This window comes from Gordonia zhenghanii, from assembly GCF_021738965.1.
GTDB classification, from domain to species: Bacteria; Actinomycetota; Actinomycetes; order Mycobacteriales; family Mycobacteriaceae; genus Gordonia; species Gordonia zhenghanii.
This window is the reverse complement of the sequence record NZ_JAKKOQ010000008.1, coordinates 280,388-306,487: the sequence shown is the minus strand read 5'-3', so window position 1 is coordinate 306,487 and position 26,100 is coordinate 280,388. Positions and strand designations below refer to the sequence as shown.

Sequence of the window (26,100 nt, the reverse complement as noted above, 5' to 3'; positions counted from 1 at the left end):
ACAACCCTTCGTTCCGAAGCCGAGCAACGGAACTAGAACGTGTTTCAGTGTCGCGTGTCACTATGCCACAGATGGTCGATCGGGCCAGTCGTGTCCCCACCCAGCGGGAGACCGGCGCGACGTTGAACTGCCTACGTCGTACGCGGTTCGCTCGAAGAACAGTGGTCTAGGGCTGGCGGCTCATCAACTGGATGAGGTTGCCGCAGGTGTCGTCGACGACGGCGACGACCACCGGGCCCGCCTCCATCGGCTGCGTGGCGATGCGGACACTGTCGGCCGCCAGTTCGGTGCAGGCTGCGTGGACGTCGTCGACGGCGAACGAGGCGCACGGTATGCCGTCGGCGACCAACGCCTCCTGGTAAGCCTGCGCGGCCGGGTGCGCATTCGGTTCGAGGAGGAGTTCAGGGCCGCCGTGGGAGTCGCCGCTGACGACGGTGAGCCACCGGTACTCGCCGGTCGGCACATCGTCTTTGACGACGAAGCCGAGTCGGTTCGTATAGAAGTCGAGGGCTTTCGCCTGGTCGTCGACGAAGATGCTTGTCAGCTCGATGCGTGCCTTCATACGGCCACAGTCTAGGTGCCGAGGCTTGGTTCGCTCGGTCTATCCGATCGACCGGTTCTCGGTCCACCGTGCCAGGACTGTGGTGGTTGCTTCGATCAGGACGGGGACGAAGGCGTCGGCGTTCATGACGCAGCACGAGTGGCCTGCGTCGACCTCGTGCAGCGTCGCCCCGGGGATGCGGGCGGCCAACTCGCGCTGACGTTGCGGCGGAATCGCCTTGTCGCGCAACGGGACGACGATAGCGGTCGGGACGTCGACCTCCCGGATCCACGGCCTGCTGTGGTGGCGGCCGATGGCGGCGAGTGCGTTCACTGCCGCGAGTGGCCGGGTGGAGCGGAACTCGGCCAGCGCCCAGCGGTTGATGTCCTCGCGCGGATCGACTCCGCGCAGATCGTCGTCGAAATCCTGACGCCGGGGCCGCCGGGCGGCGCGCACCGATGCGCCGACGCTCTGGTGGAAGAGGCGTTCGGTGACCCGCGACTGCATGCGGTCGGAGCTCGCGCACAAGACGAGACCGCCGACGCGGTCCGGGTGCTGCCGCCACACTCGCTGTGCCACCAACGATCCCATCGAGAATCCCGCGATCATCGCGGAGTCGATACCGAGTTCGTCGAGGACGGCTGCTGCGTCGTCCGCGCAGTCGTGCAGGGTGAACGAGTCGGTGTGGATGCCGCGCCCGTGCAGCCGTTGGTCCATGGTGACGACCCGGAATCGCTTCGAGAGGGGACCGATGCTGGGGAACCAGGTGAGGCGTCCCGTCGTCGACACGGCGTGCAGAAGCAGGATGGCTGGTGCGTCGTCGGTGGGGCCCGGGGTGTCGGTGATGAACGTCGTGCCACGGCCGGGCAGATGCAGCATCCGCCCGTCGGGTACGTCGACCTGCTGAATGCGTACAGAAGTGGGCAGGCGTGTGCCCAGCTCGCGGCGCTGCGTGCTCATCGGACCCCCGACCAACGGACTGAAACCAGTTCTAGTTCGTGGTCACTATGTCACAGAAATAGTCGGCCGTCCGGGTAGAGAGTCTGGGTGTTGCGTCCTCTGAACGTACTAATCGTCGTATTTAAGAGAATCCTGATAGCCAGTGGTGCTTAAGTTGCGAGAGATGCCGTTTTAGTCCCGCCCATCTCTCGATCAGGAGTTCCCATGAAGATTCGTCTCGCACTAGCTGCCGCCGCAGCGTCTGCGGCTCTCCTCGGCGCACCCGTCGCGCAGGCCGCGCCCGCCAACAATGGTGCCGCCGCTAAAGCGGCACTGGACTCGATTCAGCCGCAGCCGAACGACGCAGCAGGCGTCATCGACGGCATCGCGGCGGCGAATGCCGTTCTCAAACAACTCGGGATCACTCCGTTCACCCCGACGATCGGTGCTTGCACCGACTTCTCGTTCCCGCTGGCACTGGGTGGTGCGATGCCGGGACCGAATACGCCATTCTTGGGTGACTTCGAGCTTCTGGGCGTCGACCTAAATGCAGTGAAGAAGGGCGAGATCCTCTACGGTTTCGTGCCGGTTGGTGTGATTAACGACTCCGGAGACAAGTCCGGCATGCGGGTCGCATGGTTCAACGTCAACACGTTCAAGGGCGAACTGGGCGCACCAATGGGCGGAATCACGGATGTCATCGTTGACGCTGTGGAGAAACGAATCAGCGAAGCGGGCCTGCCCGAGATAATTACGGGCCCCGCGGTTGCACCCCTCAAGGCCGCACTCAACGTCCTCCCGTCCAACGGCGTCCGTGGTGGCCTTGTCGACACCGGCTCAGGCACCGTCCTCTCCGCGATCTACGGCACGGTCAAGAAGGGTGACGCGACGTGCTTCTTCTTCCCGTCGCTGGGCATCGCGACCGCGAAGTAGTCGCTGACTGACCGCAGCGCACTGAGCAATCCTGTGCCCGGGGCCACCTGTCCGGTGGTCCCGGGCACAGTCGTTCCACGATGAAAGTTATAATCGGCGTGCCAGCGCGCCCGATACGTCGGGTAGGGAATCCGGTGCGAATCCGGGACTGACGCGCAGCGGTGAGAGCGACGCACCGGATCACATGTCACTGGGTGGAATCCTGTTGGGGCCACACCTGGGAAGACGTCCGGCAGCGGCAGACCTCGAGTCCGAAGACCTGCTGGCTCGCGCGGGAGCAACCCCGCGGGATCCGCATGCGAGCTTCGCGTTCTGAGCTCGGGCCCGAAAGATTGTGATGTCTCGCCTCTCCCTCAACCCGATGATCGGCCGCAACTGCCTGATCAGTGCCGCCGCTCTCGCCTCGTCCATAGCGCTCCTCGCCGGATGCGGAGCGTCGGACGACACCTCGTCGTCCGCCCCGGCCGTCGAAGGGTTCCCGGTCACGCTCACGAACTGCGGTGAGCAGGTGACCGTCGATGCGCCGCCGCAGAACATCGTCTCGCTGAACCAGGGGACCACCGAGGCGCTGCTGTCGCTCGGGCTGGCCGACCGGATGGCGGGCACGGCCACGTGGACCGACCCGGTCCTGCCGTCGCTGGCCGCAGCCAACGAGAAGGTCAAGCGTATCGATGACAACTGGCCGTCGCTCGAGGCGGTCCTCGCCGAAGAACCGGATCTGGTGACGGCGTCGTTCGGTTCGACCTTCGACAAGGGCGGCACCGCGCCGCGCGCACGGTTCACCGAGTTCGGCGTCCCCACCTACCTCGCGCCGTCGGACTGCGAAGGGAAAGAGGACACCGGCGGGGACGGATCGCGCAGCACCGACTTCACGCTCGACCTCGTCTACAAGGAGATCACCGAACTCGGCGAGCTCACCGGAACCTCACAGAAGGCCGCCGACGTCGTCGCCGATCTGAAGAACCGGGTGAAGGCGGCAGCCGACACGGTGCACGCGCAGGGCACGACGGTCCTGTACTGGTTCTCCGATTCGGAGTCGCCGTACATCGCAGGATGTTGCGGTGCGCCGGGCGTCGTCTCGAAGGAGCTCGGCCTCAAGAACGTCTTCGACGACACGCACGACGAATGGCCGCAGATCAGTTGGGAGGAGGTCGCCAGCCGGAACCCGCAGGTGTTGGTGATCGGGAACCTGACCCGCGACATCCAGTCCGGCGAGTCGGCACAGAAGAAGATCGACTTCCTGGAGTCGAACCCGGTCACGCGTGAGATGGACGCCGTCAAGAACAAGCGGTACATCGTCGCGACGGGGGCCGAGATGAATCCCTCGCTGCGCACGGTCTACGGGATCCAGAACGTCGCCGACGGGCTGAAGAAGCTCGGTCTGGGCACGTGAGCGTGCTGCAGACCCGGCTGCCGGCCGTCGCCGCACTGTGGCTCGGCGGACTGATACTGCTGCTCGTGTCGATCGGGTTCGCGATCACCATCGGCCCGTCGGGCCTCGGACTGTCTGACGTGTGGTCGTCGGTCCGCGCGGAGCTGTTCGGCGGCGATTCGGGTCTGTCGCGACTTCAGGAGTCGATCGTCTGGAAGCTGCGGCTGCCGCAGTCGGTACTCGCGGCGGCGTGCGGCGCAGGCCTGGCAGTCTGCGGCGGTGTGTTGCAAGCTCTCCTGCGAAACCCGCTGGCCGACCCTTTCGTCCTCGGCGTCTCGTCGGGTGCGTCGGTGGGAGCGGTGTCGGTGATCCTCCTCGGCGTCGGCGCCGGGGTCATCGGCATGGCGGGCGGAGCGTTCCTGGGCGCGCTCGCGGCATTCGCTCTGGTCTTGTTGCTCGCCCGTCTCGCCGGCGGCACGACCGATCGGGTGGTCCTTGCCGGAATCGCTGCGACCCAACTCTTCTCGGCGTTGACCTCGTTCATCGTGTACACGTCGGCTGACGCCGAGCAGACGCGCGGCGTGCTGTTCTGGCTGCTCGGATCGTTGTCGTCGCCGTCGTGGACGGAGGTCACCGTGTGCGGAGTCGCGACCGTCGCAGGCCTCGTCGTATGTCTGCTGTCGTCGGGCGTATTGGATGCATTCGCGTTCGGGAACGACGCGGCGGCTTCCCTCGGTGTGAACGTGACCCGCATTCGGCTCGCATTGCTGTGCGTCACCGCGCTGATCACGGCCGTGGTGGTGAGCGTGTCCGGGGCGATCGGCTTCGTCGGCTTGGTGCTGCCGCACGCGGCTCGGGCGATCGTCGGAGTCCGCCACCGCGTCATGATGCCGACGTTGGCGATCATCGGTGCACTGTTCCTCGTGTGGGCCGACGTCGTAGGCCGCGTTCTGATCGCCCCGCGCGAACTGCCGATTGGCGTCATCACCGCGATCGTCGGCGTCCCGATGTTCGTGCTGGTCCTGATCCGTCAGGGGCGTCGATGATCCTGCAAGCCGAGGGGATCGGCTGGGCGGTCGGCAGCAAGGCGATTCTCCACGACATCGACCTGGCCGTCAGTGCTGGCGAGGTTGTCGGGCTGATCGGACCGAACGGCTCGGGCAAGACCTCGCTGCTGCGGCTGCTGGCGGGGTTGCGACGACCGAGTCGCGGCACCGTGTCGTTGGCCGGGTCGAGGCTGGACGATCTGCCGCGACGCACCATCGCGCAACGGGTCGCGTTCGTGGAGCAGGCCGCGGTGACCGACCAGAATCCGACGGTGGCCGATGTCCTGGAGTTGGGACGGACACCGCATCGCCGGACGTGGGCCTTCGGGTCGGCTCGCGACCGGAAGATCATCGAGACGGTGGCACAGGAGACCGAGGTCGACGAGATGCTCGGCGAACGGTACGGCGCGCTGTCGGGCGGCGAACGACAACGCGTGCAGATCGCGCGTGCCTTCGTGCAGGAGCCGGAGGTGATGATCCTCGACGAGCCGACCAACCATCTCGACATCAAGTACCAGCTGAGTCTGCTGGAACTGGTGGCCGCCCATGTGCGGGACACCGACGCATCGGCGGTGATCGCCCTGCATGATCTGAACCTCGCGACGATGTTCTGTGACCGCATCGTGGTGCTTGCGGGTGGCCGCGTCGTCGGGGAGGGCGCACCCGCCGACACGATCACCGAGAAGATCTTGGACGAAGTCTTCGGAGTACAGGCCCGAATCGTCGACGACGACGGCGTGTGGGTACGGGTACATCGCAGTTAGAAATCTTTGGCACTGTTCATCGGCGCCAGGCCGATGAAAAGTGCCGAAGTCCTGGCCGCACGAGGGGCAGTGCGGCGACCGGACCGTACTACGCTTGAACCAATGCCGTCCGACACCTCGAATCCGCGTGCTGTGCCGGTGATCGGCGTGCTCGGACCGATCACCGTGGACGGCCACGAGGTAGCTGGGGCGCGAGCGCAACGGCTGCTCGTCGCGTTGGCTGCGGCCGGTCGTCCGGTCTCGAGCGACCGGTTGATCGACGAGGTGTGGGGCGACGATCCGCCCAAGTCCGCTCAGGCAGCGCTGCACACCCAGATCTCACGGCTGCGTGGGCTCGTCGGGATCAGCGGATCGGACGGGCGGTACCGGATCGACGGCGCGACAACCGATCTCGCGCTTGCCGAACAAGCTCTGACACAAGGTGATCCAGAGACGGCCGCGGGGTATTTCCGGGGCGATCCAGCCGACGGGGTGCGCGCGGACGCAGAACGCCTCCGCCGCCGAATCGACGATCGGCGCATGCACGACGCGCTCACCGCAGGCGACTATGCGACGGCAGAGCGGCTCGCCGCCGTCCGCGCCGAAGTCGACCCGATCGACGAGGCGGCGCACGTCGCGTGGATGCGGGCGTTGGCGGGCAGCCACCGGACCTCCGAAGCGCTCGCCGTCTTCGCGCGTCTACGGCGCTCGCTCGCCGAGGAACTCGGCGCCGACCCGGGATCCGAAGCGGCAGCGCTCAGCGCCGATCTCCTCGCCGGGGCAGCGCGACCCGCACATCGCGCACACCGTCTCCGATCGGACCTGCTGATCGGCCGCGATGACGACCTCACCGCACTGGCCGGCCTCCTCGCCGAGCACCGAGTGGTCACCGTGCAGGGGCCGGGCGGAGTGGGAAAGACCTCTATCGCCTCGACCGTGGGCGATGCCTTCGCCGACGGCGGCACGTCGGTGTACTTCGTGCCGCTCGCCGCAGTCCGCGACGCCGCCGACCTCGTCGGAGTGGTCGCGGCGACCCTCGGCGTCGGCGAATCGGATGTGCGGACCAGTGCCGTGCCGAGACTCGCAGGCGACCTGTCGCAGCGACTCGGCGACGCGCTTCGCGGCAACGACACCCTGCTGATCCTCGACAACTGCGAGCAGGTGATCGACGCGGCAGCCGCACTCATCGGCGAACTGATCGCGACCCTCCCGTCCCTTCGGGTTCTGGTGACGAGCAGGTCGCCGCTGCTCATCGCGGCCGAACAGGTCTATCAACTCCCGGTGCTACCGACCGAGGGAGCCATGTCGGCGGGCGTCGAACTGTTCACCCTGCGCGCACGATCGGTGCGCCCCGACGCAGCCCTCGATCCGGACGCCGTCGCGACGCTGTGTGCCCAACTCGACGGACTCCCGCTGGCGATCGAGCTCGCCGCCGCACGGATCCGGGTGATGGGAGTGGACGAGATCGTCGGGGGCCTCGCGCAACGGTTCGCGCTGCTGCGCTCAGCCGATCGCAACGCTCCCGACCGCCACCGCACCCTCGAGGCCGTCATCGACTGGAGTTGGGATCTGCTCGACGACGACGCGCGTGCGGCGCTGCGTCGGACGTGTCTGTTCCCGAACGGCTTCTCGACGGTCGCAGCCCAACACACGACCGGTATGTCGGGCGTGGCGTTGGCCGACGTGCTGACCGCGTTGGTCGACCAGTCGTTGCTGCAGGTTTACGAGGCGGACGGGCGTACGCGGTATCGAATGCTCGAGATGGTGCGCGAGTTCGGTGAGGAGCGTCTGGAATCCGCGGGGGAGACCGCGAGCGTGGCAGCGGCGATGGCGACGTGGGCGCGGCTGGTGTGCGGCGACCTACGGAATCGGTACCGTCACGAGCCCGACCGGGTGCTGATCGCCGAGACCGTGACCGAGATCGAGAACTTCGTGTGGGTGCTGCGTCGCGCCGTCGACGACGCGGACGTCGAGACGGCGGTGACCGTTTTCCCTGTCGTCGTCGCGTTCTGGGCGAGCCGCGGTCTGCACGCCGAAGCGGGGGCATGGGCCGTGCGGGTGATCGAGATGCTGCCGATCCCCGCCGGTGACGTCGGCCGTCTCCATGAGGCGTGGGAGATGACGGCAGTCGCGTCGGTGGCGCACCTGATGGCGGTCGGAGCTCGGCGCCCACTCGCACGGGCACTGTTGATTCTGCGCCGACTTCATCGCCCGGAGAGTGCGTACACCGACCCGGTCGAGTTCGTCGTCGCAGTCCTCCTGGCGCACCGGATGCCTGCCGCCTACCGGATTATGTTGCGCGGCTTGGAGCCTGGACGGCCCGATCTGGTGCGGTGGGTGGCCTTGAGTCTCCGATTCAACGTGCGGGAGAACATCGGCGACCTCGAGGGGGCATTGCGCGACAGCCTGGAAGTGGCGGAGACGGCCGGGGCCTCGGACTCGTTCGCTGCGGCGATGACCGACATGACGACGGCGAGTCTGCTGGGGCAGCAGGGGAAGTGGGCCGGGGCGCTGGAGCTGTATCAACGGACCGCGGTGCACTTCGCGGAACTCGGAGCCGACGACGACGCGCAGCAGGTCGGCGTCTACATCGTGGCGACTCTGCTCGCGCTCGGCGACGTCGACGGCGCCCGCGAACACCTCGACGATCTGACCGGCGGCTGGAAGCCGGGCGATCCGACACCGCAGGGGAGCGCCGAGTCGGTCGCCGGCACCATGGCCGTCCTGGCCGAATATCAGCGGATCACTGCGACCGCATCCGACGAGGCCGTCGCCGCGCTTCTGTGCCGCGCCGCCGACCTGCTGGTGGGCGAGGAGGCGACCGAACGTCTCGACCCCGGCGTCCTCGGCACCGTCACGGCGGCGATCGCCGGGCTGATCCGAGTCGGCGCCTACGACCGCGCGCGAAAGTATGTCACCGGCCTTGCCAAGGCCGTGGTCGCCGCCGACACCGGGTGGGTCGACGTTCCGCAGACGGCTGGAGTCATCTTCACTTTCGGTGCGCTCGAATGCATAGCGTCGCCAGGGGACGAGACCGGTGCACGCCTGATGGCGTTGGCGATCCGGCTCGGTGCGCGCCACGACTATCCGGCACTGCACGAACTGCTCGTCGATGCTCGACGGCTGTCGGGCTGCGAAGCGGACGCGTGGGAACAGATCAGCTCGTCTGCGCACCGGTCGGCGCGCAGACGAGCCCTGGACGAGGCGATCGGCTACTTGGCGTTGCGAATGTAGGCGCGAACGGCCAGCGGGGCGAACACGGCGACCAGTACGGCGGCGCCGACGAGGCTCCACACGACGTGGGTTCCGACGTGGCCGTCGTTGCACAGTTCGCGGATCGCGGTGATCAGGTGGCTGATCGGGTTCACGTTGACGAAGCCCTGCAGCCAACCGGGCATGGTGTCGACGGGGACGAAGGCGTTCGACATGAAGGTCAGCGGGAACATGATGAGCATCGAGATGCCCTGCACGGCCGATGCCTTCTTCACCAGGCAGCCCATGAGTGCGAAGATCCACGACACAGCGAAGCTGCAGACCAGCACGAGGAGCACGGACCCGAGGACGCCGAGCAGTTCGGGGCGCCAGCCCATCGCGAAGCCGACGGCGAACGTGATGACGGACGCGATCAGATAGCGGACGACATCGGCGAGGAGTGCTCCGGCGAGCGGACTGATCCGAGCGATCGGCAGCGAACGGAACCGGTCGAAGACTCCCTTGTTCATGTCCTCCCGCAATTGGGTTCCGGTGACGATCGACGTCGTGATGACGGTCTGCACGAGGATGCCGGGGATGATCACCGGCAGATAGCTGGAGATGTCGCCGCTGATCGCGCCGCCGAAGATGTACGTGAACATCAGAGTGAAGATGATCGGCTGTAGGACGACGTCGAAGAGTTGTTCGGGGTTTCGGCGGACTTTGATGAGCCCGCGATAGGCGAACGAGAACGACTGGGTGACGGTCTGGGCGAGACTCACCGAGCGCTGAGGCTCGCGGACGGTGCCGATGGCGATGGATGTGGTGGTCATTGATCAGGCCTTTCCGGTGATGGTCAGGAACACTTCGTCCAGGCTTGGCTTGGAGACGGTGATCTCGTCGACCGTGATTCCGCGGTCGCGCAGTGCGACGAGCAGGTCGGGAACGAGGTCCTGGCGGTGCAGTGGTGCGGTGACGCGGCCGGCTTCGGCGCTGAGTACCGCGGGCTCGCCGAGAACGGACTCGGCGAGTTCGGCGACGACGGACGCGTGGTCGCGGTCGACCGGGGTGAGGGTCAGAGTGCTGGTTCCGACCGACTGCTTGAGTTGGTCGGCGGTGCCGTCGGCGATGACGCGGCCGCGGTCGATGACGGCGATCCGGTCGGCGAGCTGATCGGCCTCGTCGAGGTATTGGGTGGTGAGCAGGACGGTGCATCCGTCGGCGACGAGCTTGCGGATCGTCTCCCACATCTGTGCCCGTGTCCGCGGATCGAGACCTGTGGTCGGTTCGTCGAGGAAGAGCAGCGGCGGTGTGTCGACGAGGCTCGCAGCCAGATCGAGGCGGCGCCGCATGCCGCCGGAGAACTCCTTCAGCGGTCGATCCGCTGCTTCTTCGAGGGCGAAGTCGGCGAGGAGTTCCTCGGCGCGCGAACGACACTGAGCGCGTGACTTGCCCAGGAGTCGACCGAACAGCATGAGGTTCTGTCGAGCGCTGAGATCCTCGTCGACCGATGCGTACTGGCCGGTGACACCGATCAGCGAGCGCACGGCGACCGCGTCGTCGACGACGTCGAGGCCGAACACCTTGGCGCTGCCCGCATCGGGCCGGAGGAGAGTGGCGAGCATGCTGACCGTGGTGGTCTTTCCTGCTCCGTTGGGGCCGAGGACGCCGTAGACCGACCCGGTCGGGACGGTGAGGTCGACGCCGTCGACTGCTTTCGTGGATCCGAAGTGTTTGACGAGACCCTGCGCGTCGATCGCGAGATCGGCTGCCGGGCCCTGGTTGGTGGCGGCTGTGTGTGCCGAGAGTGTGGATGTCATGGCGACGACGATGCGCCGGCATTCTGTCGTCGTCCTTACATGCGCTTACGTCGCCTTACGTGTGCTCGACGCAGAGCCGACGTCGACGGGCGACCACGCAACGTGATTCGCGTCTAGACCAGGTGTTTCGGCTACGTGCGGGCGGGCCGATGAGGCACAATGGGAGGCAGTGTGCGTCGCGCGGGCAAGGGGTCCGCGACCAAGGCGTCCTACAGAGAGTGAGCAAGTGGTGGCTGTCAGCGGCAAAGTTGTGCATTTCGACTCGAATCGCGGGTTCGGATTCCTGGCACCGGAGGACGGCGGGGACGACGTGTTCCTGCATATCAACGACATCAGCATCGATGAGAACCTGCTGCGCCCCGGCGCGGTCGTGGAGTTCGAAGTCGAGAGCACCGACCGTGGCTCGAAGGCCATGAACGTCAAGGTGACCGAGGAAGCTCCCGCAGGCGACGCCGCGGGCGAGCGCGCTCACCGTCGCGAAGAGACCCGCGGCCGGTTCGGCGATCGGGATCGCGGCGACCGCCGTGACCGTAATGATCGTGGCGGGCGTGACGATCGCGGCAGCCGGGACGACCGTGCGCCGCGTCGCCCCCGGCACTCGGGTGGTCCGCTGGCAAGCGAGATCACCGAACTGTTGCTCGACTCGTCGCCGGACCTGACGGCACGTCAGATCACGTCGATCCGTTCGCGGATCCTGGACCTGGCCGCTGCGCGCGGGTGGTCGAACGATTAATTCGGCTGCGTATCGCGCTCACGATGTGGAGCGGATGGTCGTCGAAGGGCGCAAGCTCGCCGACACCGGTTCCGCCACCGAACATCGAAGCGCGTTCTCCCGCGACCGCGCCCGTGTGCTGCATTCGGCAGCATTGCGGCGCCTCGCGGACAAGACGCAGGTCGTCGGCCCGCGTGAGGGCGACAACCCGCGCACGCGTCTGACGCATTCGTTAGAAGTCGGCCAGATCGGCCGCGGTATCGCGGCCGGTCTGGGCTGCGATCAGGACCTCGTCGAACTGGCCGGACTGGCCCACGACATCGGTCATCCGCCGTACGGGCACAACGGTGAACGTGCGCTCGAAGAGTTCGCGGGCGGTCACGGCGGGTTCGAGGGCAACGCTCAGAACCTGCGGATCTTGACGGCGTTGGAGCCGAAGATCCTGTTGCCCGACGGCGAGAGCGCGGGCCTGAACCTGACTCGCGCCTCGCTGGACTCGACGTTGAAGTATCCGTGGTCGCGGACGGCCCCCGGCAGCAAGTACGGCGCCTACGTCGAGGACGAGGCAGCGCTCGCCTGGGTCCGTGACGGTGCTCCGGACGGTCGGCGCTGCCTCGAAGCTCAAGTGATGGACTGGTCCGACGACGTCGCCTACTCCGTCCACGATCTCGAAGACGGCGTGATCGGTGGCCGTATCGACTTGCAGCAGTTGGGGTCTCGAGACGATCAGGACGAGCTCGCGCAACTCGGAATGAGGTACTTCGGCGGCGACGATCCGACGCTGCTCGTCGATGCCGCGCAACGACTCTCGGAGATGGACATCTTTGCCCGACTCGGCGGCTTCGACGGATCACTCGACGCGTCTGTCCGGTTGAAGCGGCTCACTTCCGAGCTGATCGGCCGGTTCGCGACCACCGCGATCGCCTCCACGCGCGCCGCTGTCGACGATCGTCCAGTCTGCCGGTACGACGCGGACCTGAGCGTCCCCGACGATGTGGCCGCCGAGGTGGCCGTCCTCAAGACCGTCGCGTTGCGGTTCATCTTCTCCGATCCCCGCCACCGCGCACGACAGGACCGTCAGCGCGAACGCATTCACCGGGTGGCCGAGATGCTGCTCGTGACATCGCCGGGCGGACTGGACCCGTTCTTCGCGGCCCGGTGGACGCGGGCGGAGACAGACGAGCAGAAGGTCCGGGTCGTGGTCGACCAGATCGCATCGATGACCGAAGGGCGACTCGAACGCTTGGACAAGTCGAGTGCCGATGTGCAGGCACATCTGGGTTAGAGGAGGAATCCGTGTACGGACCACTGCTGACATCACTGACCGGTGATCTCGATCGGCGAGCGGTGCGCGTCGGCGACCACGCATCGAGTGGCGGTGAACTGACTCGCGGTGAATTACTCAGTGCCGCAGCGGTAGTCGCCGATGCGGTGGCGGGCAAGAGCGCCGTGGCCGTCGACGGATCCGCAAGCATGGAAACCGTCGTCGCTGTTGTCGGAGCGCTGATGGCAGGCGTGCCCGCAGTTCCGGTGCCTGCCGACGCAGGTGACTCCGAACGTGCACACATCCTCGGCGACAGCGGCGCACAGATGTGGTTGTGCGCGCCCGGCACGGACACCGATCCGGGCATGGAACGACACGAGGTCGATGTGACGGCACGCAGCGAACATCGCTTCGAGGAGCCGGACGAGGCGGCGATAGGACTGATCGTCTACACGTCGGGCACCACCGGCAAGCCGAAAGGCGTCCGACTCGCCAGGCGTGCACTCGCCGCATCCATCGACGGGCTCGCTGACGCGTGGGAGTGGACCTCCGACGACGTCCTCGTTCACGGCCTCCCGCTCTTCCATGTGCACGGACTCGTCCTCGGGGTCATCGGTGCGCTGCGCGTGGGGTCGCCGCTCGTCCACACCGTGCGCCCCACTCCGACCGCGTACGCCGCCGCCGGTGGAACCCTGTACTTCGGTGTCCCGACGGTGTGGAGCCGCGTCTGTGACGACGAGACTGCGGCGCGAGCGCTGTCGTCGGCCCGGCTGCTTGTGTCCGGAAGTGCGCCGCTCCCAGTCCCGGTGTTCGAGAAGCTCACCGCGCTCACCGGGAAGCCGCCGGTGGAGCGTTACGGGATGAGCGAGACCGTCATCACCCTGTCGGTCAGGGCCGACGGGGAGCGACGCCCCGGCTGGGTCGGGCTGCCGATCGCCGGCGTGCAGACCCGGATCCGAGGCGAGGACGGTCAGTTGGCGCCGCACGACGGCGAGACTCTCGGCGAACTCGAGGTGACCGGGCCGACCGTGTTCGGGGGGTATCTCGGCAACCCGGAGGCCACCGCGAAGGTGACGACCGAGGACGGGTGGTTCCGGACCGGCGACATCGCCGCGGTGGACTCCGACGGCTTTCACCGGATCGTCGGGCGCGAGTCCGTCGACATGATCAAGTCCGGCGGCTATCGGATCGGGGCAGGGGAGATCGAGCACGTCCTGCTGTCCCAGCCAGGGGTCCGCGAAGCCGCAGTCGTTGGCGTGCCCGATCCCGATCTCGGGCAGCGGATCGTCGCGTTCGTCGTCGGCGGCCTCGGCCGACCCGAGGACCTGATCGACGCGGTCGCCGCGGAACTGTCAGTTCACAAACGTCCCCGTGAGGTGCGCGTCGTCGACGAACTGCCGCGCAATGCCATGGGCAAGGTGCAGAAGAAGGCGCTGCTAGATCGCATCTGAGGGCTGGCCCGCATCGGGCGGCTGGTTCAGAACAGTCGCTTCAGCAGGTTCGTCTCGGCGAGATCGACAAGTTCGTCGCCGCGCCCGGACATCACGGTGCGCAGGGCGTAGAGCGCGAAGCCCTTGGCCTGAGCCGCCGAGATCGTCGGCGGGATCGACAGCTCCTGCCGGGTGGTTCGGACGTCGAGGAGCGCGGGGCCGTCGTGCGCGAGGAACTCCTGGACGGTCTCGGACAGGGTCTGCGAGTCGGTTGCGCGGAAGCCGCGTATCCCGATCGCATCGGCGACTCGCGCGAAGTCGGGGTTCTCCAGCTCGGTTCCGAAGTTGACGAAGCCCGCCGCCTTCATCTCCAACTCGACGAAGTTCAACGACGAGTTGTTGTAGACCACGATCTTGACCGGCAGTTTGGCCTGAACCAGCGTCAACAGTTCGCCGAACAGCATCGACAGGCCGCCGTCGCCCGCGAGTGCAACCACTTGACGGCCGGGGCACGCCGACGCCACACCGATCGCCTGCGGCAGCGCGTTGGCCATCGACCCGTGGCTGAACGAGCCGATCAGGCGTCGTCGACCATTCATCTCCAGGTAGCGGGCCGCCCACACGACCGGGGATCCGACATCCGGGATGAACACTGCGTCGGCGTCCGCGGAGTCGGAGACGAGCCGGGTCAGATACTGCGGGTGCACCGCGTCGCCTGCGTCCGACGGCGTCACCAGGTCGTCGAGAGATGCACGGGTACGCCGGTAGTGGTCGACCGACTTGGACAGGTGTTTGCTGTCGCGGCCGCCGCGGATCAACGCGGTGAGCGCGGGCAGAGTGTCTCGCGCGGACCCGACGAGAGGCAGGTCAACGCGGGTACGCCGACCGATCTGCCTGCCTCGGATGTCGAGCTGGATCACGTAGGCGTCAGACGGCAGGAACTGCGGATACGGGAAGTCGGTGCCGACCATGACCAGGGTGTCGCAGTGTTCCACGGCGCGGTAACCGGACGAGAATCCGAGGAGTCCGGTCATGCCGACGTCGAACGGGTTGTCGTACTCGACGAACTCCTTGCCGCGCAGCGCATGAACGATCGGGGCCTGGAGGGTGTCGGCGAGTGCGACGAGCTCGTCGTGCGCGCCCTGAACGCCTGCGCCCGCGAGGATGGTCACCCGCTCGGACTCGTTGAGCCGGGTCGCCGCGACGGCGAGCGACTCGTCGCTCGGTCGGGCCACCGTGTCCGTCGCGCGGATCCGGGTGACCCGTGCGGGTCGATCGATGGCGGAGAGGAACAGCTCGCCGGGAATCACCAGCACCGACACCCCGCCTTCTTCGACTGCGGTGCGGATCGCGATGTCGAGCACATACGGCAGCTGGTCGACGGTGTTGATCGTCTCGCAGTACGAACTGCATTCGGCGAAGACGCTCTCGGGGTGCGTCTCCTGAAAATAGCCGGTGCCCACCATCGACCCTGGAATCTGAGCGGCGATCGCGAGCACCGGGACCCGTGACCGGTGGGCGTCGTACAAGCCGTTGATCAAGTGGAGGTTGCCCGGGCCGCAGCTGCCCGCGCAGACCGCGAGCGAACCGGTCATCGCTGCTTCGGCGGACGCTGCGAAAGCCGCAGCCTCTTCGTGGCGAACGTGCTGCCATGCGACGCGCGGGTGTTCGCGCAGCGAGTCGGTGAAACCGTTGAGCGAGTCTCCGGGGATGCCGTACACCCGCTCCACACCTGCGGCTTCGACGGTCTCGACGATGAGGTCAGCGACGGTGTAGCTCATGACATCTCACGGTACGCCGACTGTCTCGTCTCGACAGGGCATGCGCGGTTACTCCAGCAGGCCGCGGACATCGGCGGCGGTGACCTTGCCCGAGAAGGCCGCGCCGTCGTCGATGAGTGCGTTGAACAGTTCGCGCTTGCGCTCCTGCAGGTCGATGACCTTTTCCTCGATCGTGCCGGTCGACACCATGCGGTAGACCGTGACGGCACGGTGCTGGCCGATGCGGTGGGCGCGATCGACGGCCTGCGCTTCGGCTGCCGGGTTCCACCACGGGTCGGTCATGAAGCAGTAGTCGGCCGCCGTCAGGTTGAGTCCGAAACCGCCTGCCTTCAAGCTGATCAGAAACGCGCCGGTGTGCCCGGCCGTGAACTGCTCGATCTGTTCGGCTCGCTTGGCTGCCGACATCGTGCCGTCGAGGTAGCTGTACTCGACGCAGTCTTTCTCGAACTGAGCGGCGACGAGTTTCAGGAACCCGGTGAAGCTGGAGAAGATGAGGGCGCTGTGCCCCTCTGCGGCCAGGATCGGGATCTGCTCGGACAGGTAGGCGATCTTCGCCGACTCCAGCCCGGCATGCTGCTCGTCGACGAGGCCCGGGTGCAGGCTGAGCTGACGCAGGCGGGTGAGGGCGCGCAGGATCTTGATCTGGTTGCCCTCCCAGTCGTCGAGGAGGCCGAGCATGTTCTGGCGCTCGCGGGCGAGGAACGTGTCGTAGATCTTGCGGTGGTCGTCGTTCAGGTCGAGGGGGAGCAGTTGCTCTTGCTTCTCGGGCAGGTCGGCGAGTACTTGAGCCTTGGTGCGGCGCAACATGATCGGCCGCAGGCGTCGTCGTAGGACGGCGAGCCGCTCGGGCTCGGAACCCTTCTCGATCGGGTCGGCGAAGTGTTCGTTGAAGGTCTTCGGCGAGCTGTACAGTCCCGGCGCGACGATCGAGACCAGGGACCACAGCTCCATAACGCGGTTCTCCAGCGGGGTGCCGGTGATCGCGAGCTTGAACGCGGCGGGCAGACGTCGAGCCGCCTGGTGGGTCTTGGACGCCCGATTCTTCACGAACTGTGCCTCGTCGAGGACCATGCCCGACCACGTGATGTCCTCGAACGCTTCGTAATCGATCCGCAGCAACGCGTACGACGTCACGACGATCTGCGCGCCTGCGATCTGTTCGGACAGGGAGGTCCCCGCGCGCTTCTCGGTGGAACCGACCACTGCGACCCGCAGATCGGGGACGAACCGTCGGACCTCGGCCGCCCAGTTGCCGACGACGGAGGTCGGCGCGACCACCAGGAAGCGAGCGATCGGATCGTCGTCGACGACGTGTTGGAAGAGTGCGAGAGTCTGCAAGGTCTTGCCGAGTCCCATGTCGTCGGCCAAGATGCCGCCGAGGCCGTTGTCCCACAAGAACGTGAGCCAATCGAGTCCGTCCTGCTGGTAGCTTCGCAAGTCGGCGTCCAACCTGGCGGGCGGTGTCACCGGGGCAGGCGGTTTGGCGATCGCGAGCCGAGCGAGCCGATCCCGCCAGTCCGCGAGCTGCTCGTCGACCACGCCGAGTTCGAGCAGTTCCTCCCACAGCGTGACGTTCAACGTCGACGCCGAGACGCCGTCACTGGTGAGGTCCCCGAGTTCACGAGCCTCGGTGAGACGGTCGCGCAGCGTCGTCAGTTCTGGGGTGTCGAGCGGGAAGTAGGTGTCGTCGGACAGCAGCATGTGCGTCTCGCCGCGTGCGAGCGCAGCGATGATGTCGGCGATCGGGACCTGATGGCCGTCGACGTCGAGCGCGATCGACAGGTCGAACCAATCGGTGGTCGCGTCGCCACTGAAACGGAGAACCGGCGCTTGGTCCGGGCGGCGGTAGTCGGGCTGCTCGCCGATCACCTCGACGCGAACCTTGCCGCCTTCGACGAGGTCGGGAAGCACTTCGCCGGACAGGACGGCGGCCTCGACCGGGTCGAGGGACCAATCGCGTAGGAAGTGACTGACCGGGAGGAAGTCGGCGGTCTCCGCGACGGTGTTCGCCTCGGCGAGTCGTCGGCGTAGGTCGACGAGTTTGGTGGCGTCGTCCGGTCTGGGTGCCTGGTAGACGCGTCGCATGAGGTGCTCGGCGGTCTCGTCGAACCATTCCCCGTAGACCTGGGCGACGTCCGCGAGCTCCGGGACGAGCGACTTCCACATCCGCTGCTCGTCCTTGCGGCGCCGGACCCGGCGGGGATTCGAATGGTCGTCGGGTGCTCCGCGGATCGACTCGCCTTCAGCGATGTACTCGGCCTCCCAGCGTGTGGTGGCTCCGTACCCGGAATAGTCGACGACCAGTACCGGGTGCGGCCCGTCGACGTCGTCGGGAGGGAAGACGTCGTCCCCGAACGTCACGGTCCGGTCGGCGATGAGGGCGGGGAGGGCCGCCCGGAAGTCTTCGACGTCGGTCGCCGGGACGGAGAGCTTGTTCGATGTGGTGAGCAGCATCATCTCCGAAGGAGTGAGTTCGCTCAGCGGACCGAGACTCAAATGACGGTCGACGAGGACGGCGACTCCGTGGGTGCGCGGAGAACCGATCAGGTGAAGGCGGTCGGGGAGTACGGGCTGCCCGTCGACGACGACGGCGACACTGACGTCGAGATGACTCTGGACGCGTTCGATATGCAGGCTCGTCGTGATCGCGGAGTCGTATGCGACGGTCTGCGGCTGTCCCCAGCCGCCCCGACCGACGAACTCGATGCCGACCTCTGCGGCTTGAGACAGGAGCGGCCAGAGGCGGGCGGGCGCCGACGAGACGGGCAGAGTGTCGGGCGGCGTCGACCGCTGTGTACGTGCGGCGAGCACGCCGCCGATCTCGACGAGGAGGGCGAGTGCTGTCGGGTCGTGGTTGTCGCCGGGCCGGTTGGTGGTCAGCAGCGATCGCCATGTGACGCGCGAGGCGATCCACTTGCCGCGGGCTCCGTGCGTCATCGGGCGCGCGTACACACGACGGTGGCCGCGGGAGTCGAGATCGAATGAGAACTGAAGTGCGAGCGGCAGTTCCGGACCGCGGTCGGTCGGAGCCTCGGCGGACGCCTTCGGCGAGGTGATCTCGTCGACGAGCGTCCGCCAACGGCTGAGTTCGAGGGCGCTCGCGGGCGGTTTCGGCGGTTGAGCTTCCGCTGCGAACGCCGCCTGTGGCGTCGGCTTACCGGTGTCGGTCGCTGTCACGACGAGGGCGACGCAATGCTTGCAGAACGTGTTGACCGGGCATGTGCAGCGGGCGGAGACCTGCGCGCGCGGACCCTTGAACTCAGCCTTCACCGTGCAGCGGTACGTCTGCCCGTGACTGCCCTCGGAATGTCCGGACAGCGTGTGGCCCGACCACTCGATTCCGTGCACGAGACCCGACTCCGCGTAGCTCCGACCCCGCGACAGACTTCCCTTGTCGAAGAACGTCAAGATCTGGGCGGTCTGCTGGGGGTTCCACGGGGCGGCGGGCATCGTTGTTCAGCCTATGGCATCGCATCGGCAATGCTCTGCCGCCATAGCATGGGACCAGGTGAGGTTCAGTGGCGTGCGAGGATCCCCGATCTGATCTGCCCTGCTCGGACGAGTGCGCAAACTGCGGCGCAGGCGGCGATCACAAGGAGTGGCCCGACGATGCCGACGGAGGGTTCGACGGCGCGCAGCAGGAGCGGCAAACCGAACCCGAGGTAGGTGCCAACGTAGTAGACGCCGGTCGCGAGGCCGCGTCGTTCCGGAGGCGCGTACTCCTCGACGTCGAGGAGCCCTTCGCGGAGGCACAGCCCGTACCCTGCGCCGAGGAGGATCGACGCGATGAGGAACGCGATCGGTGCCGGGTCTGATCCGCCGACCGCGACGACCACGAAGCCTGTCGCCGCGAGGAGTGCGCCCGCGATCCCGGCTGGCGGCCCCCACGATCCTCGCCGCGCGAGCGCCTGACTGACCACGCCGGAGCCGAGCGCCAGAACCGCGGCGACCCCCGGCACCCACGGCCCGGAGAAATCGGTCATGCGGCCTGCCATCGTGACCACCGACGTCGCTACCGCCGAGAACACCCACAACGACATCGGGAGGCTGGTGGCGAGCGCTCGGAACAGTGACTTGTCCGATCGGGCGGCCGGCAAGTCGCCGCACTCGAGTGGGGCGTCGTCCTGTGCGGGTGACGCGGATCGAGGGGTCGAGACTCCGAACCCGGCTGCGACCGCTGCCAACGATGCGACGACGGTGACGACGAACGGTGCGATCAGTGCCGCTCCGTCGGTGAACTGGGCGATCAGGCCGGAGGCGAACGGACCGATGGCGAATCCGCAGGTGAGAGTCAGGCCGGCGAGTACGGTTCCGCGGACGCCGCCGACATCAGCGGACCAGGCGGTGCCTGCACTGACCGCGAGGCCCACTCCGAGGCCGACGATGAACCGACCGACGAACACCCCCGGCTCGGTGTGCCAGATCAGCATGAGCAGATTTCCGAGTGCCGCGCCCGTCGCGCCCGTGAGCACCACGGGACGTCGTCCGATGCGGTCGGACAGTCCGCCGCCGGTGAGTAGTCCGGGCAGGAGTCCGATCGCATAGATCGCGAACGCTCCTTCGAGGGCCGCGTCGGAGATGTGCTCGTCGTCATGGAGGACGGGCATCATCGCGACGAAATGATTGGTGGCCCAACCGACCGTGAACAGTAGCGCCAGGACGATCAGCACGTCGCGGCGGGATGTGTTCTGTTCAGCAGTCGTGGCGGACCGGCTGTGTGTCACGCCTTTTCCAGGGCTGCCAGTGCTTGTTTCGCGGCCGCCAGTTCGCGACTGAGCTCTTCGACGCGGCGTTGGGCCTCTTCGTGAGCGGCACTCAGTACCGATGTGACGGCGTCGCGGGTGGTGGCGTCACCGAGTTCTCGGACGGCGGCGTCGACTGCCTCGGGTGTGACGGACCGCGATCGGGGCGGTTTCTTGGCTCCGCGAGTCATCGAGACGAACCAGTCGTTGTCGGTGGTGCCGTAGACGGTCACGGTGACCGACTGCGTTGCTTTCTTCGGGGTCGCCTTCCTCGGTGTGCGCTTGACGGCAGGGCGGGGTGTGGCGTCCGGACCGCTCGACGACGGGGCTGGCGCAGAGGGGGTCGGCGCGGGTTTCGGAGCAGGCGTCACAGCCGGAGGTGCGGCCTTACGGGGCGCCGCTTTACGCTGCGGAGCCTTCTTGGCTGGTTCGGGTTTGGGGGGCGCGTCCTTCGTGATCCGCAATTCGTCTGCCTCGTAGGGGAGTTCGTCGTCGACGCCGCGTGGACTCACAGTGACTGTCGTGCCGGCGATCGATACGACCTTCGCGGAGCTTCCCTCCTCGAGGCCGAGGCTGGGAACGGCTTCGCGAAGGTAAACGGTGGCTCGTCGTCCGTCGGCCAACGCGGTGGCCAGTTTGGTGAGGTCGTCGGGTGTCAACGACTCGGCCACGGGGGTCGAGCGGCGGCGCGGAGGCATGGGCGGGTCCTTCTGGTCAGTTCCGTTGCTCACGTCATTTTCGCATACCGGAGTGACAGCTTCGCACGGGTGTGCGAACGGTCAGGAGTCGCTGTACATCTCCCAGAACCGAGCGCGGAGGCGGTATCGGACACCGTCGTCGAGGTCGTACATGCCGAGGGCGTCGGACGCGTCGAGCAGCATCGCGCGGTCGATGTCTCGGGGAATCGACGGCTTGTCCCGTTCGAGCGTCGCCATCGTCTCCGGCGTCGCGCTTTCGCGGAATGAGGAGAGCACGCGCGCCACTACGCCGTCGACGACCTCGTCGCTGAGTTCCGCGTCGTATCCGGGCATGACGTGTCCGGCCGAGCCGGTCGACGAACTGTAGGCGAGGATCTCTCGGGGTTCGGGCCCCGGCTCGGGGGCCTGACGGACTGCTGCCGCGACGTCGAGCGGAGTCTTCGTCGCTGGACGGCCGGGCTTCGGCCCGGGCTTAGGCGTCGGAGCCGGAGTTACCGCTGCCGCGGCGGGCAGGGGTTCGTCGACACACGGCACCGGCGGTTGCTCGATCTTGACGACGGCGTCGTCGATCGCCGCACCGTCGATGGTGTGGATGTCGTCTGCCGCGCGAATGAGGTGTCGGCTGACGCCGTGGGGCCGGCCTTCGAGGTTCGGGACGGCAAGCAGGCTGACGAGGATGCCGTGGACCTGGGACTCCTCGACGGCCTCGGTCAGATCGTCGTCGCCGGAGAGGACGAAGAACACGTCCGATGCGTCGTTGCGGGCGTGCGTTACGAGGTCGAGGCCGATGCGGAGGTCGACGCCTTTCTGCTCGCCATCCATCCCGAAGCGGCCGAGCCGGAGTTTGACGCGCGGGATCTCGCCGATCCGCTCCTGCCGGGCATCGGGGACGCCGTTGCGCGCCGAGTCGTACCAGTGGACCCGCAGCAACGGCAGCCCGGACAGTTCTTGCGCGGTGTCGATGAGGGAACTGATGAGCTTCACGTATTCGACGTGGATGCCGCTGCGGAGCGACGTTCCGGTGACCCGCGTCGCGGCGGCGGCGAGGAGGTAACCGGCGTCGATGTACAGGGCGCATGTCGATCGCATGGCGTTCACTGTGTCACGGCGCGGATGCCGAATCGGGGACTTCGGTGAGTCGCCGCCGCGTTTGTGACTCTCACGTAAGGTTCGGCGTCGATCGAGGCGGGACATGCGGATGGGCGGCCTCTACGCCGGTGCTCACCTGCGCTATCCACGGGTGAGCGCGTCGGCGAATCCGACGAGGTCGTCGGCGGTAGACGGACGACCATCAGTGACGGGCCATCCGTGGACGTCGGCCTGCCAGGTCGTCGGGATCGCTGCCTGACCCCACCGCGCGCCAAGCAACGTGCCGGTGATCGCGGCAACGGTGTCGGTGTCGTCTCCGATGCGGATCGCGGTGAACAGTCCGTCCCGAAAATGGTCTGCGCCGTCGCCAGACGCGTGCAGAATGGACGACGCGGCAGCCTGCAGTGCGGTGACGGTATAGCCGTTCGGTGTGAACTCTTTCGGATCGTTCTCGCGCGCCTCGTCGAGTCGGCGCATCCAGACATCGCGACGCTCCGCTGGGAGCAGGTCGACGCCGGTGTAGACGTCGATCCGTGACTCGACGATCGCGATTCGAACTGCTTCGCACCACAGGACGCACGTGTCTTCGGCATCGTCGTCGGAATGTGTCAACGCGGCGACTGCTGAGGCAGCCTGCGCCAATGCATCTCGGTCGTCGAGGTGCGCGAGAGCAACAGGCGCCGTGCGCATCAGAGCGCCGTTTCCGCCAGTTCTCGTACCCGTCTGGCGCAGCGCGGTCGACATCCGCAGCATGGTCTCACTGATGGACTCGGTCGCCGACCGGTTCCGAAGCGAGTCGCTCAGGACGCGGCGCGTCTGGTTCCCGACATCCGGCGGGTCGGACGCGAACCACTCGAGAAATCCGTCGGCGACTTCGTCGAGCGCGGTCTGGGTCAACAGCGTGCCGTGGTGCGCTCCTGCGCGAGCCACGCTCATCATCATGGCTGTGTCGTCGCTCCACTCGCCAGGCTCGAAGTCGCCGAGGCCGCCGCCCTTCATCACGGGCTCCGTCGTAGACGACAGGGCAGGCTCGAACTCGTAGGGGACACCCAGTGCGTCGCCGACTGCTGAACCGAGGAGTGCACCGCGCGCACGGTCGCGTTGTTCGGGGGTGAGTACAGTCACGTCGGCCTCCTCAGGGCTCGCGGGCGTTTTGCTTGCGAGGACCATATCGCCGGGTACCGACAATTTCGTTCTGCACAGCGATCTTCCAGCTGACGTCCAGTGCGGTGAGAGCAAGCAGTGAAACGATCGACCTCATGAGAGTCAGAACCTACGAAGGACGAGCCCTGCACCGGCCCGACGAGCCCATCGTCGATCAGGGTGCCGCGTTCGATCTGCAGACCCTGTCGAGTCGTCGAAAAGTGTTGGCACTCATCGGTGCCGGCGGTGCGGCGGCGTTGCTCGCAGCATGTTCGAACGGGGCCGGTGACACCTCGTCGTCGAGCTCCTCGGCCGCGTCGTCCGGGACGAGCGCAGGCGAGATCCCCGACGAGACTGCGGGTCCGTACCCGGGCGACGGATCGAACGGCCCCGACGTGCTCGACCGGTCGGGCATAGTGCGCAGGGACATCACCTCCAGTCTGGGCGGCGGCGCGACAGCCGACGGTGTCCCGTTGACAGTGACACTCGACGTCACAGACATCGCAGGCGGCGGCAAGCCGTTCGCCGGGGCCGCCGTCTACGTCTGGCATTGCAATGCGCAGGGCGAGTACTCGATGTACGGCGACGGCATCGAGAACGAGACCTTTCTGCGCGGTGTGCAGGTAGTCGACGACAAGGGTGCGGTGACGTTCACGACGATCGTCCCCGGCTGCTACATGGGCCGGTGGCCGCACATCCACTTCGAGGTGTACCCGGACGTCGGATCGATCACCGACCACACGAAGGCCATCGCGACGTCGCAGTTGGCACTGCCGAAGAAGGTCTGCGATGCCGTCTACTCGCGCTCGACCTATTCGGGCTCAGCCCAGAACCTCAGTCAGATCACGTTGGCGAGCGACAACGTCTTCGGTGACGACGGCGGCAAGCTCCAGACGGCGTCGGTCACCGGCAACGCGGTATCCGGATACGTCGCGAAACTGCCGGTCGGCGTCGACACCAAGACCGAGCCGCAGGCAGGCGGACCCGCGCCGGGCGGGCGCGGCGGACCGCCTCCCGGAGGTCCAGGTAAACCAGGCGGCTCGCCCCAGAACCGTCCGCAGGGATAGGGACTCGTCCGTAGGGTAGGGCGGTATGGCACGAACAGTCGCAACCGCATCCTCCGTCGAACTAGCCGACCTCCTGGACTTCGTCCGCACACGTCATCAGATGGTCCTCCTCACGTCTCGCGGCGACGGCTCTCCCCAGATGTCACCTGTCACTGCGGGCGTCGACGCCGACGGCCGCATCGTGATCGCGACCTACCCGGGACGGGCCAAGACGGCCAACGCAAAGCGGAACCCACAGGTCAGCGTGTGCGTGCTGTCCGACAAGTTCGGTGAAGCGTGGGTGCAGGTGGACGGTACCGCCGAGGTGCTCGACATGCCCGAAGCCGAGGACGGTCTCGTCGACTATTTCCGCAGCATCTCAGGCGAGCACTCGGACTGGGATGAGTATCGGGCAGCCATGCGACTGCAGAACAAGTCACTCCTCCGCATCACGCCGACCCGTTGGGGTCCCATCGCCACCGGCGGCTTTCCCGCCGACGTCGCTGAGCGGTTGGACGCAGCGGAGTAGTCGGCGGGGTCTCGACTCCGCTCGACCGGCGGTGGGAGTCGGGTCTCGACTTCGCTCGACCGGCGGGGGAAGTGGGGGTCTCGACTTCGCTCGACCGGCGGGGGAAGTGGGGGTCTCGACTTCGCTCGACCGGCGGAGGGGGCTCGACCGGCGGAGGGTCTCGACTCCGCTCGGCCGACGGAAGAGGCTCGACCAGCGGGGAGGGGGGAGGCTAGCGCTTCTTGGTGCCGGGGAGGACGCCTGCGTCGATGACCTTCTTGACGAAGGGGCGAGTGCGCTCGACGAGGTCCGGGAGACTGTCGGGGAGGGAGCGGCCCGAGACTGCGTCGGTGCGGTCCTCGATCTCCTGGTAGAGCGCGAAACCGTCGGCGGTCAGTCGGGTCGAATCACCCGTGGATTCCAGCAGACCGCGTGAGGAGAGTCGTTCCACCGACTCCGACCAGTCGTCGTCCGACCAACCGCGCGTCAATTGGAACAGCTTCTTGCCCAGGACTCGACGGTGAATCGACGGATCGGGAAGCTCGGACTCGTGGAAGACGCCTGCGTCGATCCCGTCGAGACCGTGCGACACGAGTTCGGCGATGTGGTTGTCGCCGCGCCACTCTCGGATGATCGTCCACGTGCGCCACACCGCGAGATGGGGTGCGTCCGGGACATCCGTCGACGCCCACGCTGCGGCCAGCGGACGACCCGAGAACGGCAGCGCGTCAGCGACCGCTTGAAATTCGGGGATCAGGGGAGCGAGGAGTTCGCAGTCGTCGCCCAAGATCGTGCGGAACTGCTCGTCGAGCATCTCGTACCGCCGCGCGTCGACCGCGTCGAGGCCGCGGGTCTGCGCGGCGTCCCACGCGGACGCGACCAGTGCCGGGGAGAAGTTGTAGAACATCGCTGCGACAACCGATCCCGGGGCGCCCGCGAGCGGTGCGCCGCGTCCACCGGTGTAGAAGGCGTAGCCGTCCAGGCCGAGTTCGTCCTGAGCAGGACCGATGCCCGGATTGAAGTAAGCGAGGACATGAAAGGGCTCGAGGCTCTCGTAGGCGTGACGGGCTGCGGCGGTGCTATCGGTTCCCATGCCACCCA

The 26,100-nt window shown here is 67.0% G+C and carries 21 protein-coding genes and 1 riboswitch; of the genes, 10 read left to right on the top strand and 11 right to left on the bottom strand.

The window, feature by feature from the left end:
* Positions 1-166: 166 nt before the first annotated feature.
* Positions 167-562 carry a VOC family protein gene (locus L5G32_RS11645; RefSeq protein WP_237011190.1) on the bottom strand — a complete coding sequence of 132 codons (396 nt, stop codon included), beginning with the start codon at positions 560-562 and terminating at the stop codon, positions 167-169.
* A 39-nt stretch (positions 563-601) separates the two neighbouring features.
* Positions 602-1,501 (bottom strand): alpha/beta fold hydrolase, encoded by a 900-nt coding sequence (locus L5G32_RS11640; protein ID WP_237011189.1) that lies wholly within the window; start codon positions 1,499-1,501, stop codon positions 602-604.
* A gap of 204 nt (positions 1,502-1,705) precedes the next feature.
* Here L5G32_RS11640 and L5G32_RS11635 point away from each other — a divergent pair, with 204 nt between their 5' ends.
* The 5 genes from L5G32_RS11635 to L5G32_RS11615 all read left to right on the top strand — a co-directional run bounded on the left by L5G32_RS11635 (position 1,706) and on the right by L5G32_RS11615 (position 8,808).
* On the top strand, positions 1,706-2,413 hold the full coding sequence (locus L5G32_RS11635; protein ID WP_237011188.1) for a hypothetical protein: 708 nt from the start codon (positions 1,706-1,708) through the stop codon (positions 2,411-2,413).
* Between the two features lie 85 nt (positions 2,414-2,498).
* A riboswitch (cobalamin riboswitch) is annotated at positions 2,499-2,694 on the top strand.
* A gap of 80 nt (positions 2,695-2,774) precedes the next feature.
* On the top strand, positions 2,775-3,806 hold the full coding sequence (locus tag L5G32_RS11630; protein WP_372491690.1) for an ABC transporter substrate-binding protein: 1,032 nt from the start codon (positions 2,775-2,777) through the stop codon (positions 3,804-3,806).
* Between the two features lie 5 nt (positions 3,807-3,811).
* Complete coding sequence (locus L5G32_RS11625; RefSeq protein WP_237011253.1) at positions 3,812-4,831, top strand: FecCD family ABC transporter permease; 1,020 nt, start codon at positions 3,812-3,814, stop codon at positions 4,829-4,831.
* Positions 4,828-5,595 carry an ABC transporter ATP-binding protein gene (locus L5G32_RS11620; protein WP_237011186.1) on the top strand — a complete coding sequence of 256 codons (768 nt, stop codon included), beginning with the start codon at positions 4,828-4,830 and terminating at the stop codon, positions 5,593-5,595. The genes L5G32_RS11625 and L5G32_RS11620 overlap by 4 nt, the downstream gene beginning before the upstream one ends.
* Positions 5,596-5,697: 102 nt before the next feature.
* On the top strand, positions 5,698-8,808 hold the full coding sequence (locus L5G32_RS11615) for an ATP-binding protein (protein ID WP_237011185.1): 3,111 nt from the start codon (positions 5,698-5,700) through the stop codon (positions 8,806-8,808).
* Here the strand turns inward: L5G32_RS11615 and L5G32_RS11610 are convergent.
* Together L5G32_RS11610 and L5G32_RS11605 are read right to left on the bottom strand one after the other, a co-directional pair.
* On the bottom strand, positions 8,787-9,599 hold the full coding sequence (locus L5G32_RS11610) for an ABC transporter permease (RefSeq protein ID WP_237011184.1): 813 nt from the start codon (positions 9,597-9,599) through the stop codon (positions 8,787-8,789). The genes L5G32_RS11615 and L5G32_RS11610 overlap by 22 nt on opposite strands.
* A gap of 3 nt (positions 9,600-9,602) precedes the next feature.
* Positions 9,603-10,586, bottom strand: coding sequence for an ATP-binding cassette domain-containing protein (locus L5G32_RS11605; protein ID WP_237011183.1), 984 nt, complete (start codon positions 10,584-10,586; stop codon positions 9,603-9,605).
* A gap of 229 nt (positions 10,587-10,815) precedes the next feature.
* Between L5G32_RS11605 and L5G32_RS11600 the strand changes: the two genes are divergently transcribed.
* The 3 genes from L5G32_RS11600 to L5G32_RS11590 are packed head-to-tail and all read left to right on the top strand — an operon-like array spanning position 10,816 to position 14,013.
* On the top strand, positions 10,816-11,319 hold the full coding sequence (locus L5G32_RS11600) for a cold-shock protein (protein WP_237011252.1): 504 nt from the start codon (positions 10,816-10,818) through the stop codon (positions 11,317-11,319).
* The gene (locus L5G32_RS11595; RefSeq protein WP_265738961.1) at positions 11,294-12,583 is read left to right on the top strand and encodes a deoxyguanosinetriphosphate triphosphohydrolase; all 1,290 of its coding nucleotides are present in this window, start codon (positions 11,294-11,296) and stop codon (positions 12,581-12,583) included. The genes L5G32_RS11600 and L5G32_RS11595 overlap by 26 nt, the downstream gene beginning before the upstream one ends.
* 26 nt (positions 12,584-12,609) lie before the next feature.
* Positions 12,610-14,013 carry an acyl-CoA synthetase gene (locus tag L5G32_RS11590; RefSeq protein WP_372491689.1) on the top strand — a complete coding sequence of 468 codons (1,404 nt, stop codon included), beginning with the start codon at positions 12,610-12,612 and terminating at the stop codon, positions 14,011-14,013.
* A 26-nt stretch (positions 14,014-14,039) separates the two neighbouring features.
* On the opposite strand, the gene poxB is transcribed toward L5G32_RS11590, so the two are convergent.
* From poxB to L5G32_RS11560, 6 genes are all read right to left on the bottom strand, one after another.
* On the bottom strand, positions 14,040-15,773 hold the full coding sequence (gene poxB / locus L5G32_RS11585; protein WP_237011180.1) for a ubiquinone-dependent pyruvate dehydrogenase: 1,734 nt from the start codon (positions 15,771-15,773) through the stop codon (positions 14,040-14,042).
* 48 nt (positions 15,774-15,821) lie between these two features.
* Positions 15,822-19,223, bottom strand: coding sequence for a DEAD/DEAH box helicase (locus L5G32_RS11580; RefSeq protein WP_237011179.1), 3,402 nt, complete (start codon positions 19,221-19,223; stop codon positions 15,822-15,824).
* A gap of 65 nt (positions 19,224-19,288) precedes the next feature.
* Entirely contained in the window at positions 19,289-20,497 is a 1,209-nt protein-coding gene (locus L5G32_RS11575; RefSeq protein WP_237011178.1) for an MFS transporter, read from the bottom strand.
* A complete protein-coding gene (locus L5G32_RS11570) occupies positions 20,494-21,213 on the bottom strand; it encodes a DUF6319 family protein (RefSeq protein WP_237011251.1) in 720 nt (239 codons plus the stop codon). The genes L5G32_RS11575 and L5G32_RS11570 overlap by 4 nt, the downstream gene beginning before the upstream one ends.
* An 81-nt stretch (positions 21,214-21,294) precedes the next feature.
* The gene (locus L5G32_RS11565) at positions 21,295-22,302 is read right to left on the bottom strand and encodes an NYN domain-containing protein (RefSeq protein WP_237011177.1); all 1,008 of its coding nucleotides are present in this window, start codon (positions 22,300-22,302) and stop codon (positions 21,295-21,297) included.
* A gap of 141 nt (positions 22,303-22,443) precedes the next feature.
* Positions 22,444-23,427 (bottom strand): ADP-ribosylglycohydrolase family protein, encoded by a 984-nt coding sequence (locus L5G32_RS11560; protein WP_237011176.1) that lies wholly within the window; start codon positions 23,425-23,427, stop codon positions 22,444-22,446.
* Between the two features lie 134 nt (positions 23,428-23,561).
* Here L5G32_RS11560 and L5G32_RS11555 point away from each other — a divergent pair, with 134 nt between their 5' ends.
* Positions 23,562-24,512 carry an intradiol ring-cleavage dioxygenase gene (locus tag L5G32_RS11555; protein WP_237011175.1) on the top strand — a complete coding sequence of 317 codons (951 nt, stop codon included), beginning with the start codon at positions 23,562-23,564 and terminating at the stop codon, positions 24,510-24,512.
* A gap of 25 nt (positions 24,513-24,537) precedes the next feature.
* Entirely contained in the window at positions 24,538-25,020 is a 483-nt protein-coding gene (locus L5G32_RS11550; RefSeq protein ID WP_237011174.1) for a PPOX class F420-dependent oxidoreductase, read from the top strand.
* A gap of 211 nt (positions 25,021-25,231) precedes the next feature.
* On the opposite strand, the gene L5G32_RS11545 is transcribed toward L5G32_RS11550, so the two are convergent.
* Entirely contained in the window at positions 25,232-26,092 is an 861-nt protein-coding gene (locus L5G32_RS11545; protein WP_237011173.1) for an SCO6745 family protein, read from the bottom strand.
* Between the last annotated feature and the right edge of the window lie 8 nt (positions 26,093-26,100).